At 63.9% G+C, this 15,464-nt stretch carries 11 protein-coding genes; 8 read left to right on the top strand and 3 right to left on the bottom strand.

Translation table 11 applies throughout. The annotated features are described in order from the left end of the window. Complete coding sequence (locus HQR01_RS04545; protein ID WP_173212947.1) at positions 1-627, top strand: hypothetical protein; 627 nt, start codon at positions 1-3, stop codon at positions 625-627. Further along, positions 624-1,892 carry a WcaI family glycosyltransferase gene (locus tag HQR01_RS04540; RefSeq protein WP_234030248.1) on the top strand — a complete coding sequence of 423 codons (1,269 nt, stop codon included), beginning with the start codon at positions 624-626 and terminating at the stop codon, positions 1,890-1,892. The genes HQR01_RS04545 and HQR01_RS04540 overlap by 4 nt, the downstream gene beginning before the upstream one ends. On the opposite strand, the gene HQR01_RS04535 is transcribed toward HQR01_RS04540, so the two are convergent. Both HQR01_RS04535 and gyrB read right to left on the bottom strand, forming a co-directional pair. After that, complete coding sequence (locus HQR01_RS04535) at positions 1,889-2,959, bottom strand: AI-2E family transporter (protein ID WP_173212945.1); 1,071 nt, start codon at positions 2,957-2,959, stop codon at positions 1,889-1,891. The genes HQR01_RS04540 and HQR01_RS04535 overlap by 4 nt on opposite strands. Positions 2,960-2,977: 18 nt before the next feature. Further along, positions 2,978-5,521 (bottom strand): DNA topoisomerase (ATP-hydrolyzing) subunit B, encoded by a 2,544-nt coding sequence (gene gyrB / locus HQR01_RS04530; protein ID WP_173212943.1) that lies wholly within the window; start codon positions 5,519-5,521, stop codon positions 2,978-2,980. A gap of 129 nt (positions 5,522-5,650) precedes the next feature. On the opposite strand from gyrB, the gene HQR01_RS04525 reads away from it, so the two are divergent. Genes HQR01_RS04525 through HQR01_RS04515 form a run of 3 tightly spaced genes read left to right on the top strand, consistent with a single transcriptional unit; the run spans position 5,651 to position 9,945 of the window. Continuing rightward, positions 5,651-7,036 carry an L-serine ammonia-lyase gene (locus tag HQR01_RS04525; protein ID WP_173212941.1) on the top strand — a complete coding sequence of 462 codons (1,386 nt, stop codon included), beginning with the start codon at positions 5,651-5,653 and terminating at the stop codon, positions 7,034-7,036. 23 nt (positions 7,037-7,059) lie between these two features. Further along, positions 7,060-8,466, top strand: a complete 1,407-nt coding sequence (locus HQR01_RS04520) for a M20/M25/M40 family metallo-hydrolase (protein WP_173212939.1) — start codon at positions 7,060-7,062, stop codon at positions 8,464-8,466. 57 nt (positions 8,467-8,523) lie between these two features. Then, positions 8,524-9,945, top strand: coding sequence for a M20/M25/M40 family metallo-hydrolase (locus HQR01_RS04515; protein WP_173212938.1), 1,422 nt, complete (start codon positions 8,524-8,526; stop codon positions 9,943-9,945). Here the strand turns inward: HQR01_RS04515 and HQR01_RS04510 are convergent. Continuing rightward, positions 9,942-10,745 carry a PIG-L family deacetylase gene (locus HQR01_RS04510; RefSeq protein WP_173212936.1) on the bottom strand — a complete coding sequence of 268 codons (804 nt, stop codon included), beginning with the start codon at positions 10,743-10,745 and terminating at the stop codon, positions 9,942-9,944. The genes HQR01_RS04515 and HQR01_RS04510 overlap by 4 nt on opposite strands. A gap of 133 nt (positions 10,746-10,878) precedes the next feature. On the opposite strand from HQR01_RS04510, the gene HQR01_RS04505 reads away from it, so the two are divergent. The 3 genes from HQR01_RS04505 (at position 10,879) to HQR01_RS04495 (ending at position 15,405) form a co-directional block, all read left to right on the top strand. Further along, positions 10,879-12,447, top strand: a complete 1,569-nt coding sequence (locus HQR01_RS04505; RefSeq protein WP_173212934.1) for a class I adenylate-forming enzyme family protein — start codon at positions 10,879-10,881, stop codon at positions 12,445-12,447. Between the two features lie 571 nt (positions 12,448-13,018). Then, positions 13,019-14,593, top strand: coding sequence for a glutamine-hydrolyzing GMP synthase (guaA, locus tag HQR01_RS04500; RefSeq protein ID WP_173212932.1), 1,575 nt, complete (start codon positions 13,019-13,021; stop codon positions 14,591-14,593). Beyond that, positions 14,584-15,405 carry a kinase gene (locus HQR01_RS04495; protein WP_173212930.1) on the top strand — a complete coding sequence of 274 codons (822 nt, stop codon included), beginning with the start codon at positions 14,584-14,586 and terminating at the stop codon, positions 15,403-15,405. Before guaA ends, HQR01_RS04495 begins: the two co-directional genes overlap by 10 nt. Positions 15,406-15,464: the final 59 nt, after the last annotated feature.

The following is a 15,464-nucleotide window of genomic DNA, read 5'->3' as shown; positions in this document are numbered from 1 at the left end:
GTGAGCGAAGACGACATCGATCAACTGCGCCAGCGTTTCGCGCGCGAGGCGATGGCCCTGATGGAACGCAAGGGCGAGGAAGTGAACCGTGCCAAGCTGGCGGCGGAGCTCGGCATCGCGCGTGCGCGGGTTGACCTGGCTTTCCCGGAAGAGGCAGACCTGCTCGAAGCGGTAACCGGCGAGTGGTTTGCGCCCAAGCTGGCAGTCATGGACGAGGTCATGGAAACCGACCTGCCGCCGCGGCGCAAGATGTATGAGTTCTTTGCCCGTCGCTATGCACTGCTGCGCGACAATTACCAGAACGACCCAGCCACCTTCCGTCTCTACGTCGAGATGGGCGAACGTTATTTCGAATATGCCCAGACCTATATCGACCTTGCCGACCACTACCTGTGCGAACTCATTGCACAGGCCCAGGCCGAAGGGCATTTCGAAGGACTCGAAATCAACACCGCGCTGTCGCTGATCAACCAGTCGGTGCTGTGCTATATCCAGCCATACCTCATCGCGATGATCGACACGCGGCTGTCCGAAGAGAAGCTGGCACATATCATCGACGCACTGTTCGACGGTATGTCGGCTGCAGATCGCGGTGCCAGGGGCAAGCGGGGCCTGCGAGCAGCGTGATAGGCGGCCCATCGCGCCGCATCCTATTCATCGGGCTGAACTATCGACCCGAACCTATCGGGATCGGCCCCTACACTTCCGGATTGGCAGAGGCGCTGGTCGAGCGCGGCCACAAGGTTCGCGCGGTCGTGGGCCAGCCTTACTATCCCGAATGGAAACTCTACGACCGGTTCAAGGGGCGGTGGCGATCGGGGGAGGAAGGCGGTGTCTCCATCACCCGCTGCCCGCACTACGTGCCTGCCAATCCGACCGGGGGGCGACGGCTTGTGCACCACATGAGCTTTGCCAGCAGCGCCTATGGCCCTGCTCGCCAGGCGCGGCGCGAATTCAGGCCCGACATGGTCTTTACCGTTGCCCCATCGATGGTGGCGGTTCCGGTGGCCGTGCGCATGGCACGCCGGGCTGGGGTGCCGTTGTGGCTGCATGTGCAGGATTTCGAGGTCGGGGCCGCCTTCGCCACCGGCCTGCTCCAAAGCCGAGGCGTCGCCGCGAATGCCGCGTTGCGGTTCGAACAACGGATGCTGCGCTCGGCCGATGTTGTTTCGACGATCAGCGAGCCGATGTGCGGGCTGGCTCGAGAGAAGGGGGTTCCGGGTGAGCGCATAATCGAGCTGCGCAACTGGGCGAACCATGCGGAGCAGGCGGCCAGTGCCAGTGGCGCGCGACTGCGCGCAGAGTGGGGGCTCGAAGGAAAGACGGTTGCGCTCTACTCCGGCAATATCGCCAACAAGCAGGGGCTCGAGATCGTCATCGAGGCAGCGCGACATTTGGCGAACCGGCCGGACATTGCTTTCGTGGTTTCGGGCGAAGGGCCCAACCGCGATCGGCTCGAGCGGCTCGCCAAGGGCATGGACAACCTCCAATTCCGCGATCTCCAGCCAAATGAGCGGGTCGGGGAATTGCTCAACCTTGCCGATATCCACCTGCTGCCGCAGTTGCCGGGCGCTGCCGACCTCGTGCTGCCGTCGAAGCTGGGCAATATTCTCGCATCGGGACGCCCTGTGATCGCGACGGTCCTGCCCGGCAGCGGTATCGCGCAGGAGCTTGAGGGGAGCGGCGTGATTGTCCCGGCGCAGGATGGTGACGCACTGGCTTGGGCGATCCGGCAATTGGCCGACGATGCAAACCTGCGCGACCAGATGGGTCAGATCGGACGTCAGCGTGCAGCCAGCCACTGGGCGCGCGAGGCAGTAGTCGATCGCTTCGAAGAGCGGATGCAGCTCCTGCTCGATGCTGCACTCGAGCCGGAAATCCCGTTTCCCTAGGAAGCGGTGACTTCCCTCTGCTCCCGAAGGATGCCCCATCCGGCGAGGAAAAGCCCTGCGACAAGCGGTCCGACGACGATACCCGAGAGGCCCATAAGGGCAATGCCGCCAAGCGTGGTGACCAGGATCAACCAGTCGGGAATCCCAGTATCACGCCCTACCAGGATCGGACGCAGGACATTGTCGGCCATACCGATCACCGCCACACCCGAAACGATTACCACCAGCCCCTGCCAGATGGCGCCTGTGGCAAGCAGGTAGATCGCCGCAGGTACCCATACGATTGCCGGGCCGATGGCTGGCAAAAGCGAGGCGATTGCCATGATCACGCCGAGCAGCAGCACCGAGGGAACGCCGGCGATCCAGAAGGTTATCGCGCCCAATGCGCCCTGTACCAGCCCGACGACCACGGAACCCTTGATTGTTGCCCGCACGATGCCAAGGAATCGTTCGGCAAGGCGATCTGCCACAGCGCGTTCAAAGGGGAGGGCGGAAAGCATAGCTTCGCCGATACCGCGCCCGTCGCGCAGCAGGAAAAAGCTGGCATAGAGCGCGATACCGAAAGAGAGCACGAAGCCGAAGACGCTGCCGCCGATGGCAAGGGCCTGCGCCGCGATCAGCCCGAGGCTGGCTTGCGCGAACTCCTGCGCGCGCTGCTGCAGTTTCTCGAGGTCGCTCCAGCCCGATGCGTCGAGCGAACTTCTGATATTGTCTGGCAGCGCTGCGATAATCTGATCGAACCAGTCGGCGACATTGATCCGGCCTTCCTGGAAGGCGACCACCAACCCCGCGGCCTCGTTGACCACTGCGCTGCCGATCAGGAACGCAGGCAGGATCACCGCGACGGTGATCACTCCCAGCGTGGCCAGTGCAGCGCCGCTGTCCTTCCCCGGCATACGTGCCAGGAACCAGCGGAATAGCGGCTGGAACATGATCGCCGCCAGCGCGGCCCACAGCAGGGGTTGGGTGAAGGGCAGTACGACCACCACCAGTGCGATGGTGACCAAGGCAAGAAACAGCAGGAAGCCGCCCTGCTCTATCGGTGCCGCCTGCTCCTTCTTCGTCATGCCGTGCCCCTTGTCATGCTATACGTCGAGGTTGGCGACGTTGCGGGCGTTCGACTGGATGAATTCACGCCGCGGCTCGACTACATCGCCCATCAAGCGGGTGAAGATTTCGTCGGTCACGTCGGCGTCCTCGACCTTGACCTGCAGCAATGCGCGATTGTCGGGGTCGAGCGTGGTCTCCCACAACTGTTCCTCGTTCATCTCGCCCAGGCCCTTGTAGCGCTGGATCTTCTGTCCCTTGCGCCCGGCGGCCATGACGGCTTCGAGTAGCTGGGTCGGCAAGGTGACCCCGCCATCGATCTGGATCGGGGCTTCTGCCTCGCCTTCCTCACCCTCTTCCGCGTCGACCTCTTCGGTCACCTCTTCAGTGCCACCGCGCGTCAGGCGGACCGGACCCGTGTAGACCTCAGCCTGCTCAGCCGCGAGCTTGTGCAGCTTGCGTGCCTCAGCGCTATCGAAGAACGTTGGCTCGATCTCGTGAACGTCGGTTACACCGCGCCATAGCCGGCTGAAACGGATCATCCCGTCGCTGCCAACTTCGGCCGACCACCGCGCTTCTGGATCCCCCATCTGGAGATGCGCCGCCGCGCGCGATAGTGCTGCTGCCCGGTCCCGGCTTGCCGGGTCGAGCGCACCGGCCAGCGCCATCGCCTCGATCAGGCTGCTGTTGTACTTGTGCGGGGCGAAGGCGATCAGGTTGCGCATACGCAATCCGTGGCGCACCAGCGCTTCGAGTTCGGCCCCTCCGCGCGCGCCGCCAGCCGTTTCGAGCACGCGGCCCTGCAGTCCCACCCCAATCAGGTATTCGTCATAGGCGGCCTGGTCCTTGAGGTAGACCTCCGACTTGCCACGAGTGACCTTGTACAGCGGCGGTTGCGCGATGAAGAGGTGCCCGGCCTTGATTATTTCGGGCATCTGGCGGTGGAAGAACGTCAGCAGCAGGGTGCGGATATGCGCGCCGTCGACGTCAGCGTCCGTCATGATGATGATCTTGTGGTAGCGCAGTTTATCGAGATTGAACTCGTCGCGCAGGCCTGTGCCCATGGCTTGGATAAGCGTACCGACCTCCTTCGAGGAGATGATGCGGTCGAACCGGGCACGTTCGACATTGAGGATCTTGCCTTTGAGCGGCAGGATCGCTTGCGTCTTGCGGTCACGGCCCTGCTTGGCGGTGCCGCCTGCCGAGTCACCCTCGACCAGGAACAGCTCGCACTTGGTCGCGTCACGTTCCTGGCAGTCGGCCAGCTTGCCGGGAAGCGAAGCGATGCTCATCGCGCCCTTGCGGCTCATCTCGCGCGCCCGACGGGCCGCCTCGCGTGCGGCGGCGGCATCGATCACCTTCTGGATGATCTGGCGTGCGTCGCCGGGATTCTCCTCGAGCCACTCGGACATCTTCTCACCCATCAGCGATTCGAGCGGCTGGCGGACCTCCGAGCTGACCAGCTTGTCCTTGGTCTGCGACCCAAACTTGGGATCCGGCAGCTTGACGCTGACGATCGCGGTCAGGCCTTCGCGCATGTCCTCGCCGGAGAGGGAGACCTTCTCTTTCTTCATCAGGCCTGAACTAGTTGCGTAATTGTTCAGCGTACGGGTCAGCGCGGCGCGGAATGCGGCCAGATGGGTGCCGCCGTCGCGCTGCGGGATGTTGTTGGTGAAGCAGAGCACGTTCTCGTAGTAGGAATCGTTCCATTCCAGCGCGACGTCGATGCCGATGCCGTCCTTTTCCGCGCTGACCGAGATCGGCTCAGCCACCAGCGCCTGCTTGTTGCGGTCGAGATACTTCACGAAAGCTGCGATGCCGCCTTCGTAGAACAGGTCATGTTCGAGCGGTTGCTCATGGCGCTTGTCGCGCAGTTTGATGCGCACGCCCGAATTGAGGAAGGCAAGCTCGCGATAGCGATGCTCGAGCTTCTCGAAATCGTACTCGACGACGTTCTTGAAGGTCTCTTCGCTAGCCTTGAAGGTAACGCGGGTGCCCTTCTTGAAGCCGTTCGGATCTGAATTCCCCTCGACCTTCGGCGCGTCGCCGACGATCCGCAGGCTTTCGACCGCGTCGCCGTGCTCGAAGCGCATCCAGTGCTCCTTGCCGTCGCGCCAGATGGTCAGTTCGAGCCATTCGGAAAGCGCATTGACGACCGAGACGCCCACGCCGTGCAGGCCGCCGGAAACTTTGTAGGCGTTGTCGTCGCTGGTGTTCTCGAACTTACCCCCGGCGTGGAGCTGGGTCATGATGACCTCTGCCGCCGAGACGCCTTCTTCCTTGTGCATGTCGACAGGGATGCCGCGGCCATTGTCCTCCACGCTCACCGAGCCATCGGGGTTGAGTTCGATCAGGACGAGGTCGCAATGTCCCGCCAGCGCCTCGTCGATGGCATTGTCGGACACCTCGAACACCATGTGGTGCAGGCCCGATCCATCGTCGGTATCGCCGATATACATGCCCGGCCGCTTGCGCACCGCATCGAGCCCTTTGAGGACCTTGATCGAATCCGCGCCGTATTCGCCCTTGGGGGCATTGTTCAGGGGGGTGTTTTCGCCCGTATTTTCGGTATTATCGTCCATGCCGAGGATATAGGCTTTGCACACCGGAAAACCAAAGATTTCAGCCCGGTTTTTCCCCACAGTCGCGCATGAAGAAGTTTCGCTTGTAACCGGTTGATTTCGAGCGGCGAGAAGCGCATCCCGCCCAGCATGCTTTCGGTGCTCGAAATCTTCCGGATCGGGATCGGTCCTTCTTCGTCGCATACGGTCGGGCCCATGCGAATCGGCGCGATGTTCGTGCGCCTGCTCGAGCGGAGCGGGAAGCTCCAGCGGGTCGCCCGCGTCGCGGTGGAACTGCAGGGCTCGCTGGCGCTTACCGGGGTCGGCCACGGAACGGTCAGCGCGAGTGTGCTGGGCTTGGCCGGATTCAGGCCAGAGACAACGTGCCCCGACCAAGCGGCCGAGCTCATGGCGAAGATGCGTGCGGATAAGTGGCTGCCGCTTGGGGGAACGCACCAAATCGTTTTCGACATGGCCCGGGATATCGATCTTGCCGGCCACGTCATTCCCGCCCTTCATCCCAATGGCATGAAGCTGACTGCCTTCAATGCTTCGGGCGAGACGCTGCTCAACAGGACCTATTATTCCACCGGTGGCGGTTTCGTTGCCTCGGAAGCGCAACTCAAGCGACCGCCCAAGGCCGACCGTATTGCGAGCGGCAAGCAGGTCCCTTTCGACTTCGGCAGCGCCGAGGAGTTGCTCGCACACTGCGCTACAGCTGGTGTGACGGTTGCCGAGCTGGTGCTCGCCAACGAGGACGCGATGCGTCCGCGCGAAGCGACGCTGGCCGGTCTCGATGCGATCGCCGCGGCAATGGACGCCTGTATCGATCGTGGCCTGACCCGGCGCGGCATCCTCCCCGGGGGGCTCAAAGTACACCGCCGCGCGCCCGACTTGTGGGAGAAGCTTTCCAGCAACCCGCAATCGAACGAGCGCGAGCAGTTGTTCGACTGGCTCAACTGCTATGCCATGGCGGTGAACGAGGAGAATGCGGCGGGCGGCCGTGTCGTGACCGCGCCGACCAATGGCGCAGCGGGAATCATCCCGGCGGTAGTCCGCTTCTACTGCTCCGACGATGACGAACAGCCATGCCGCGAGCGCCGCCGGGATTTCCTCCTTACCGCAGGCGCGATCGGGCTGCTGTACAAGCAGCGCGCCAGTATTTCGGGTGCGGAGATGGGCTGCCAGGGCGAAGTCGGCGTGGCCTGTTCGATGGCCGCAGGCGGGCTCACAGCTTTGTGGGGCGGCACCCCGGCGCAGGTCGCCAGCGCGGCGGAAATCGGGATGGAGCACAATCTCGGTCTGACCTGCGATCCGGTCGGCGGCCTGGTGCAGGTGCCCTGTATCGAGCGCAATGCCATTGGTGCGGTCAAGGCGGTCAACGCTGCGCGGCTTGCGTTGCATCGTACAGAAGGGGAAACCCGGGTCAGCCTTGACCAAGTGATCGAAACGATGCGGCAGACCGGACTCGACATGTCCACGAAATATAAGGAAACCAGCCAGGGGGGACTCGCGGTCAACGTGATCGAATGCTGAGCCCCGGCGTGGGGGAATGGCAAATGATCGGACGTATCCTGGCTTCGGTTGCGGCACTGGCCATGGCGCCGCCGCTTGCCGCGCAATCGGAACCTTTGCGACCCGACCAGCAGGCTTTCGTCGGCCTGATGAAGGGGCTGGTGGGAATCGACACCTCGCTGCCCGATGGCAGCTGCACCCGTGCCGGTCGCTACATGGCCGACCGGATGAAGGCGGCCGGATTCACCGATGATGAGCTGACACTGTTCGCGACCGATGCCAATCCCGAAGAGGGCGGGCTGGTGGCTGTCTTGCCGGGCTCAGCCCCGCAAGCGAAGCCGATCCTGCTGATTGCGCATATCGATGTGGTTGCGGCCAAGCGCGCCGATTGGGAACGCGACCCCTTCGTGATGGTCGAAGAAGACGGCTATTATTACGCGCGCGGCATTGCCGATACCAAGGCGCTGGCGACGATCTGGGCCGATACGCTGATGCGCTACCGCCAGGCTGGCGAGCAGCCGAAGCGTACGCTCAAGCTGGCGCTGACCTGCGGTGAGGAAACCAACGGTGCCTTCAATGGTGCGGAATGGCTTGCAGCCAACAAGCGCGAGCTGATCGATGCCGAATTCGCCCTGAACGAAGGCGGCGGCGGGGCGACCGACGGCAAGGGCACGGTGGTGGAGCAGGCAGTGCAGGTCGGCGAAAAGACCTTCGCCACCTTTCTCCTCGAAACGCGCAACCCGGGCGGGCACAGCTCGGTCCCCCGGCCCGATAACGCGATCTACCAGCTTGTCCATGCGTTGGTGAAGCTGGAAGGTCACGAATTCCCGCTCGAGTTCACCGAGACCACACGTGCCTATTTCCTCCAGGCCGGGTCGGGGCGCAATGACGATATGGGCAAGGCCATGGTCGCGCTGGCGAACGACCCGAGCGACAAGGCGGCCGAGGCGTTGGTCAATACCGACCCCTTCCTCCATTCGAACCTGCGTACGACCTGTGTCGCGACGATGCTCGATGCCGGGCATGCGCGCAATGCGCTGGCGCAACGCGCAGGGGCCTATGTCAACTGCCGGATTTTCCCCGGCCACAGCATTGAGTCGATCCGCGACGAACTGGCGGCCGTGATCGCCGACCCCGGCGTAGGTTTCACGATCCTGCCCCCCAAGCGCCCGTCGCCGCCCACCCCTCCGCTCGATCCCAGGGTGATCGATCCGATGCGCGAACTGGCGGCGAAATACTGGCCCGGCGTGCCTTTCGTGACGCAGATGGCCAACGGCTATACCGATGCGACCTTCCTCGGCGCAGTCGGTATCCCGACCTATGGCGTACCCGGCATGTGGGGTGACCCCGACGGCAATGGTGCCCATGGGCTCGACGAGCGGATGGAGGTGCGGTCGGTCCAGGTCGGTCGCGACTATCTCTACGAATTGGTGCGGCGCTTCGCCGATTAGGACTCGACCTTGTTAGCGCCGCATGGAACGGTGCGTGCATAACCTTGGGGGATTGGAATGATCGGACGTATCCTGGCTTCGGCAGCGGTGTTGGCACTCGCTGCACCGGCAAGTGCACAAATGGCGATCGAGCCGATGGGGCCACTGCGGCCCGACCAGCAGCAGTTCTTCGGCCTTTACAAGGAACTGGTGGAAACCGACACCACGGTCACCAACGGGTCGTGCACGCAGGCCTCGGCGCAATTGGCAGCGCGGCTTGAGGCAGCAGGCGTGCCCAAGTCTGCCATCACGCTGTTCTCGGTTCCCGAGCATCCGAAAGACGGGGGCATCGTGGTGGTCTGGCCGGGCAAGTCCAAGACGCTCAAGCCGATGCTCCTGCTCGGCCACATCGACGTGGTCGAGGCCAAGCGCGAGGATTGGGTGCGCGAACCCTTCAAGCTGATCGAGGAAAACGGCTATTACTATGCGCGCGGCGTGGCCGACGACAAATTCATGTCTGCCGTCTGGGCCGATACGTTGGTCCGTTTCGCGCAGGATGGCTACCACCCCAAGCGCACCGTGAAGATGGCGCTGACCTGCGGCGAAGAGACCGACACGGCCTTCAACGGCGCACAATACCTGTCGACCGAGAAGCGCGACCTGATCGATGCCGAGTTCGCGCTCAACGAAGGTGGCGGGGGGCGCACCGACGGCAAAGGGAACCTGCTCGTCCAGACGATCCAGGTGGGAGAGAAGGTCTACCAGGACTACAAGCTGGTGACGACCAACCCCGGCGGCCACAGTTCGCAGCCGGTTCGCGACAATGCGATCTACCGCATGTCCGCCGCGCTCTCGAAGATCGCTGCCCATGAGTTCCCGGCGGAGTTCAACGATACCACCCGCGCCTTCTTCACCAAGGCTTCGGCGATGCGCCCCGATGAAACAGGCAGGGCGATGGCGGCACTGGTGGCCAATATCGGCGATGCCGAGGCCCTGGCGGTGGTCGACAAGGACAAGATGCTCCACTCGCTCCTGCGCACGACCTGCGTCGCGACGCTGATCGACGGCGGCCATGCGCCCAATGCGCTGCCGCAGCGGGTCGAAGCCAACGTCAATTGCCGCATCTTCCCTGGCCACACCCCGGCGGAAATCAAGGATGAACTCGCACGGGTTATCGGCGACGATGGCATCTCGATCGCCTTCGCCCGCACAGACAAGCCGCTGGCGGTGAACCCGCCGCTCGATCCCAAGCTGATCGGCCCGATGGAGAAGCTCGCCGCAAAGCACTTCCCCGGCGTTCCGGTGTTGCCGGCGATGTCGACCGGGGCAACCGACGGAGTCTACACCGGCGGTGCGGGGATACCGACCTATGGTGTGCCGAGCGCCTGGGGTGACCCGGACGGCAATGGCGTGCATGGGCTCAATGAAAGGCTCAACATTCGCGGGGTCTATACCGCGCGCGATTACCTCTTCGACCTGGTGAAGACGCTCGCGAACTAGCGCTCCAGTGCTAGCAGGTCCTCCCCCCGTGCCGGATCGAGCGCGGGGCGGAAGGGTACGCCGCCCAGCCAGACGCTGGCACTAAGAGCGGGTACCAGCGTGTCGCGCGTGGCCGTGTCATATTGACTGGCGTGGCACACAAAGGCTTCCGTCGCGGCGTCGACGGAGTCGGGAGAGAAGCGGGCGCGCACGGTGAGCAGGTCCGGTGCGGTCTCGGCCCATCCCATCGCAACCAGTTCGGGGACCGGCGGCAGTGTGCCGCTCGCCATCGCCGGATAGAGCAAGAGTGGGCGGTCCGTTTTCTGCGCGGCGACGATCTGGCTGACCACTGCGCCCACTAGCCGGTGGTCGGGATGGCCATAACCGCCATCGGGTCCCCAGGTGATGACGATGTCAGGTCGTTCTTCCTCAACCAGCGCGGCAAGGCGCTCCTGGAGGCTGCGCAGCGGCGCCCAGGGCGGGCGGGCGACGGCGCCAAGCTGACCATCGCCGAAATCGAGCAACGCCGGCTCGGTCAGCCCGAGCGCACGCGATGCGCATCGCGCTTCCTCGCTGCGCACGGCAGCGATTTCCGGCCCGGGAGCAAGTGTCGTTTCCGGCGCGGAAAGGTCCCCCTGCGTTGCGTAGGCTATGCGGACATGTGCCCCGCGGCTCGCCGCATCGGCCAGCGCGGGGGCGGCAACGGTCTCGTCATCGGGATGGGCGAACACCGCGAGAATGCGTGGCGGTGCAGCATCCTCCGCATGGAGCATCGTAGTGCCGGCAGTCAAAGCCAGCGCGAAAACGGGCAGCAGGCGCATGGTTCGGGTTTCTCTCCTCGTCCGGTCATTCGATGGGCGAAGCGTAGGGTGGAACTAGCCGACATGCCAGTGACCTTCGCTGCATCGCGATTGGCCTCTCGACAAGCGCCACGCGACCCCTAAGGATAAGGGCATGGGAGAAACACTGACAGCCGCCGCACCGCAAATCGCCCTTGCCGAACCCTTTGGCGATTTTTCCGCAATCCTCGCTGCAAACGCCGTTGCTCTGGGTGACCAGGCGGCCATGCGCGATGACACCGGGGAGATTACCTGGACTGAACTGGGTGACCTGGTCGAACGCATTGCTGCGCGCCTGGTCGAGGATGGCCTACAACGCGGCCAGTCGGTGGCGATCCTCGGCTATTCCTCGATTCCCTATGCGCTGGTGTTTCTTGCCGCGGTTCGCGCCGGCGGGGTTGCGGCGCCGCTGACGACCAGCGCCAGTCCGGAACAGCTTGCCGGCATGGCCAGCGATTCTGGGGCGAAACACATCTTCATCGACCGCGCCAAACTGACCGAGCTGGGCGAGGATTGCTTTCCCGGGATGACCCGGATCGTGCTCGACGAAGATCTCGATGGCTGGATGGCGCCTGAGGGCACGCGTGCACCCAAGTTCGTGCCGGGCCCAAAGGACCCGTTCAACATCATCTATTCGTCAGGCACCACGGGCATTCCCAAGGGCATCGTCCATTCGCACCAGATGCGCTGGCGCCAGTTCGCGACCAGCGCGGCGAGCTGGCTCGAAGCCGGCATGCCGGTGCGCAGCCTTGCCTCGACCCCCCTCTATTCGAACACCACCATGGTCGCATTCCTTCCGCCGCTGCTGGCCGGCGGGATGGTGCGGGTGATGCGCAAGTTCGATGTGCTGCGCTGGCTCGAATTTGCGCAGCAAGACCGCACGACGGTGACCATGCTGGTGCCGGTCCAATACCGCCGGCTGATGCAGGAACCGCGCTTCGACGAGTTCGACCTCTCGGCGCTCCAGCTCAAATATTGCACTTCCGCACCATTCCCGGCCGACCTCAAGCGCGAGGTACTCGATCGGATGCCGGGTGCGCTGATCGAGATCTATTCGATGACCGAAGGCGGGGTGGTCTGCCTGCTCGAGGCGCACAAGTTCCCCGACAAGCTGCATACTGTCGGGCGGCCCGCGCCGGGCAGCGAGCTCAAGGTGCTCGATGACGAGGACCGCGCGGTTCCACCGGGGACACCGGGCAATCTCATCGGACGCAGTCAGACGATGATGATCGGCTACAAGAACCAGCCCGACAAGACGCGCGAAGGCTACTGGACCGATCCCGAAACCGGTGAGGTGTGGCAGCGGATGGGCGACATCGGACGGGTCGACGCAGAGGGCTTCGTCGAGCTGGTCGGGCGTGCCAAGGACATGATCATTTCGGGCGGCTTCAACATCTTCCCGGTCGATCTCGAGGACGAACTCGCCAAGGAAGACGATGTGGTCGAAGCGGCAGTAATCGGCGTCCCGTCGGAACGCTGGGGCGAGACCCCGGTCGGCTTCGTTACGCTGAAAAACCCTGCGCGCGATTGCGAGGACATTCGCGCAGCGGTCAATGCGCGACTGGGCAAGACCCAGCGGCTCGCGCAGCTGCATGCCATCGAAGAGATGCCACGCAGCCATATCGGCAAGCTCCTCAAGACGGAGTTGCGCGATATGGCGGCGCGACTGGGGCTACCCGACTAGCGGGCATTTACCCGATCAAGCGACGATCGTGTGGCCCAGCATCAGGGTGCTGAGGCCGGTTGCAAGAACCAGCACGATCAGGCGGTTCACTATGAGAGCCATGGCTCGGTCCTTTCCTAGTTTTGCCCGCAGTCTCCTGCGAGGCGCGGTTGAACTGCGCACCCGTGGGAGCCTGGCGGGAGTTCGAGACGCGGTGCCGGTTCGGGGGGGGAGGGGAGAGGTGAACCGGCAGCCGCGTCTCTACTCGCTGCCATATCGCCTTGTCCGGACGGCGGGCCTCTAGGGGCGGACCGCGGGGGCAAGGAAGGCCAGTGCGGGCGGACGCATGGGGGTACGTGGGCCCGACTGTCTTGGCGAACGCTGTCCTGGGAGGAGGCGACAACGTCCGTCTGAGGCGTGAAATATTATTTCCGTTGCGCGAACAAAAGTGAGAAAATATCGAAAAGTGTTGCGTTTCATGCAACAGTTGTGAGCCGCATTCCCCTGCATTTTGGCGCACAGCCTGGGTCTATTCGCCGCTGGCAAGCGCCAACGCTGGACAGCAGCGGCTCGGTGCCCCTAACGGGGCGCCATGGACGACGCGCACCTTCCCGATTCCATCCTCATCGTCGATTTCGGCAGCCAGGTTACCCAGCTTATTGCGCGCCGCGTGCGCGAGGCGGGAGTCTATTCCGAGATCGCCCCTTTCACCATGGCGGAAGAAGCTTTCCACCGGCTCAAGCCCAAGGGGATCATCCTGTCCGGCTCGCCGGCCGGCGTGCCTGAGGAGGGTAGCCCGCGCGCGCCCGAGATGCTGTTCGAAGCCGGCGTGCCGATCCTTGGTATCTGTTACGGCCAGCAGGTCATGAGCCACCAGCTTGGTGGGCGCGTCGAACCGGGCAAGGACGGTGAATGGGATGGCGAATTCGGCCGTGCCTATATCACCGTGACCAAGAGCTGCGCACTGTTCGACGGCTTGTGGCAGGTCGGTGAGCGGCACCAAGTGTGGATGAGCCACGGCGACAAGGTCACCCAGTTCGCCCCCGGCTTCGAAATCGTCGCCACGTCGGACGGCGCACCCTTCGCGGTCATCGCCGACGAGGAGCGCAAGTTCTACGGGACGCAGTTCCACCCCGAGGTGGTCCATACGCCCGATGGCGGCAAGCTGCTCGCCAATTTCGTGCGCCACGTCTGCGGCCTCGCGGGCGATTGGACCATGGCCGAGTTCCGCAAAACCAAGATCGAGGAAATCCGCGCTCAGGTGGGTGACGGCAAGGTCATCTGCGGCCTGTCGGGCGGGGTCGACAGTGCCGTCGCCGCGGTGCTGATTCACGAAGCCATCGGCGACCAGCTGACCTGCGTCTTCGTCGACCACGGGTTGATGCGGATGAACGAGGCCGAGCAGGTCGTCACCCTCTTCCGCGATCACTACAACATCCCGCTGGTCCATGTGGATGCCGAACAGCTGTTCCTCTCCGGCCTCGAAGGCGAAACCGATCCGGAGAAGAAGCGCAAGTTCATCGGCAAGACCTTCATCGACGTGTTCGAGGCAGAGGCGAAGAAGATCGGCGGGGCCGACTTCCTGGCCCAGGGCACGCTCTACCCTGACGTGATCGAAAGCGTCAGCTTCACCGGCGGGCCTTCGGTCACGATCAAGAGCCACCATAATGTCGGTGGCCTGCCCGAACGGATGAACATGAAGCTGGTTGAGCCGCTGCGCGAGCTGTTCAAGGACGAGGTCCGCGCGCTTGGCCGCGAGCTCGGCCTGCCCGAGGTCTTCGTCGGCCGCCACCCATTCCCAGGTCCGGGCCTCGCCATCCGCATCCCGGGCGAGGTGACCAAGGAACGCTGCGACATCCTGCGCAAGGCCGATGCGATCTACCTCGAGGAAATCCGCAATGCGGGCCTCTACGATGCGATCTGGCAGGCCTTCGCGGTGCTGCTGCCGGTCAAGACCGTGGGCGTGATGGGCGATTATCGTACCTATGACAGCGTCTGCGGCCTGCGCGCGGTGACCAGCACCGACGGCATGACCGCGGACATTTATCCTTTCGATGCGCAGTTCCTCAGCCGTTGCGCCACCCGCATCATCAATGAGGTCAAGGGCATCAACCGCGTGGTCTACGACTATACGTCGAAGCCGCCGGGCACCATCGAATGGGAATAGCAGGCGAGCGCCAGTCCGGAGCATATGCGGACTGGTCCGCCGCCGACATGACGCTGGTCGATGCCATCGCCACCCGTCGCCGGCGAGCCGGCCATGCGGTCCTGGTGGGGATCGCAGGCGCGCAAGGCTCGGGTAAGACCACCCTGGTGCGGCGGCTCGCCGAGCAGCTGGAGCAGCGCGGCTTGCCAACAGCGGTGCTGTCGCTCGATGATTTCTACCTCACCAAGGCGGAACGCGCAGGGCTGGCGCAAAGCGTTCATCCCTTGTGCGTCACGCGCGGAGTTCCCGGCACCCACGATCTGCGGCTGCTGGAAACTGCGCTTGATGCGCTTTTGGGCGACGGACCAACGGTTACCTTGCCGAGTTTCGACAAGGCCAGCGATGATCGCGGCGAGCCGCGTAGCGTCGCTCCGCCTTTCGAAGTGATCCTGCTAGAGGGCTGGTGCATCGGCGCTAAGCCGCAGGATTGGGATGCCCTGAACGAACCGATCAATGCGCTAGAGCGAGACGAGGACCCCGATGGCGTCTGGCGGCGCTGGGCAAACGACCAGTTGGCTGGGGGATATGCGACGCTGTTTGCGCGGCTCGACTTGCGGATATTCCTCAAGGCACCGGATTTTGCCGTGGTCGAAACCTGGCGGGCCGAACAGGAAGCGGCGTTGGCCGACCGCGCCATGGATAGGACCAGTCTAGGCCGATTTGTCGCGCATTATCAACGGATAAGCTGTGCGATGCTCGCGCAGGCACCCGCGGAGCTGGTTGTCGCGCTTGACGCACAGCGGAACCCAGAAGTGCGACCTACTAGCAGCTGAAATTATCGCCTCGCCGCCGCTCTCTCGCGTGATATGCAGGGGGGAAGGTCAGGAGGGGA

Source organism: Erythrobacter mangrovi (assembly GCF_013260645.1).
GTDB lineage: Bacteria > Pseudomonadota > Alphaproteobacteria > Sphingomonadales > Sphingomonadaceae > Qipengyuania > Qipengyuania mangrovi.
This window is presented reverse-complemented; position numbering and strand designations above follow the sequence as displayed.

What these genes read in the sequence shown, in the direction of transcription:
- gyrB (WP_173212943.1), bottom strand. Translation starts at nt 5,521, where the DNA reads ATGGACGATAATACCGAAAATACGGGCGAAAACACCCCCCTGAACAAT.
- guaA (WP_173212932.1), top strand. Translation starts at nt 13,019, where the DNA reads ATGGACGACGCGCACCTTCCCGATTCCATCCTCATCGTCGATTTCGGC.
- HQR01_RS04505 (WP_173212934.1), top strand. Translation starts at nt 10,879, where the DNA reads ATGGGAGAAACACTGACAGCCGCCGCACCGCAAATCGCCCTTGCCGAA.
- HQR01_RS04510 (WP_173212936.1), bottom strand. Translation starts at nt 10,745, where the DNA reads ATGCGCCTGCTGCCCGTTTTCGCGCTGGCTTTGACTGCCGGCACTACG.
- HQR01_RS04535 (WP_173212945.1), bottom strand. Translation starts at nt 2,959, where the DNA reads ATGACGAAGAAGGAGCAGGCGGCACCGATAGAGCAGGGCGGCTTCCTG.
- HQR01_RS04525 (WP_173212941.1), top strand. Translation starts at nt 5,651, where the DNA reads ATGCTTTCGGTGCTCGAAATCTTCCGGATCGGGATCGGTCCTTCTTCG.
- HQR01_RS04515 (WP_173212938.1), top strand. Translation starts at nt 8,524, where the DNA reads ATGATCGGACGTATCCTGGCTTCGGCAGCGGTGTTGGCACTCGCTGCA.
- HQR01_RS04495 (WP_173212930.1), top strand. Translation starts at nt 14,584, where the DNA reads ATGGGAATAGCAGGCGAGCGCCAGTCCGGAGCATATGCGGACTGGTCC.
- HQR01_RS04520 (WP_173212939.1), top strand. Translation starts at nt 7,060, where the DNA reads ATGATCGGACGTATCCTGGCTTCGGTTGCGGCACTGGCCATGGCGCCG.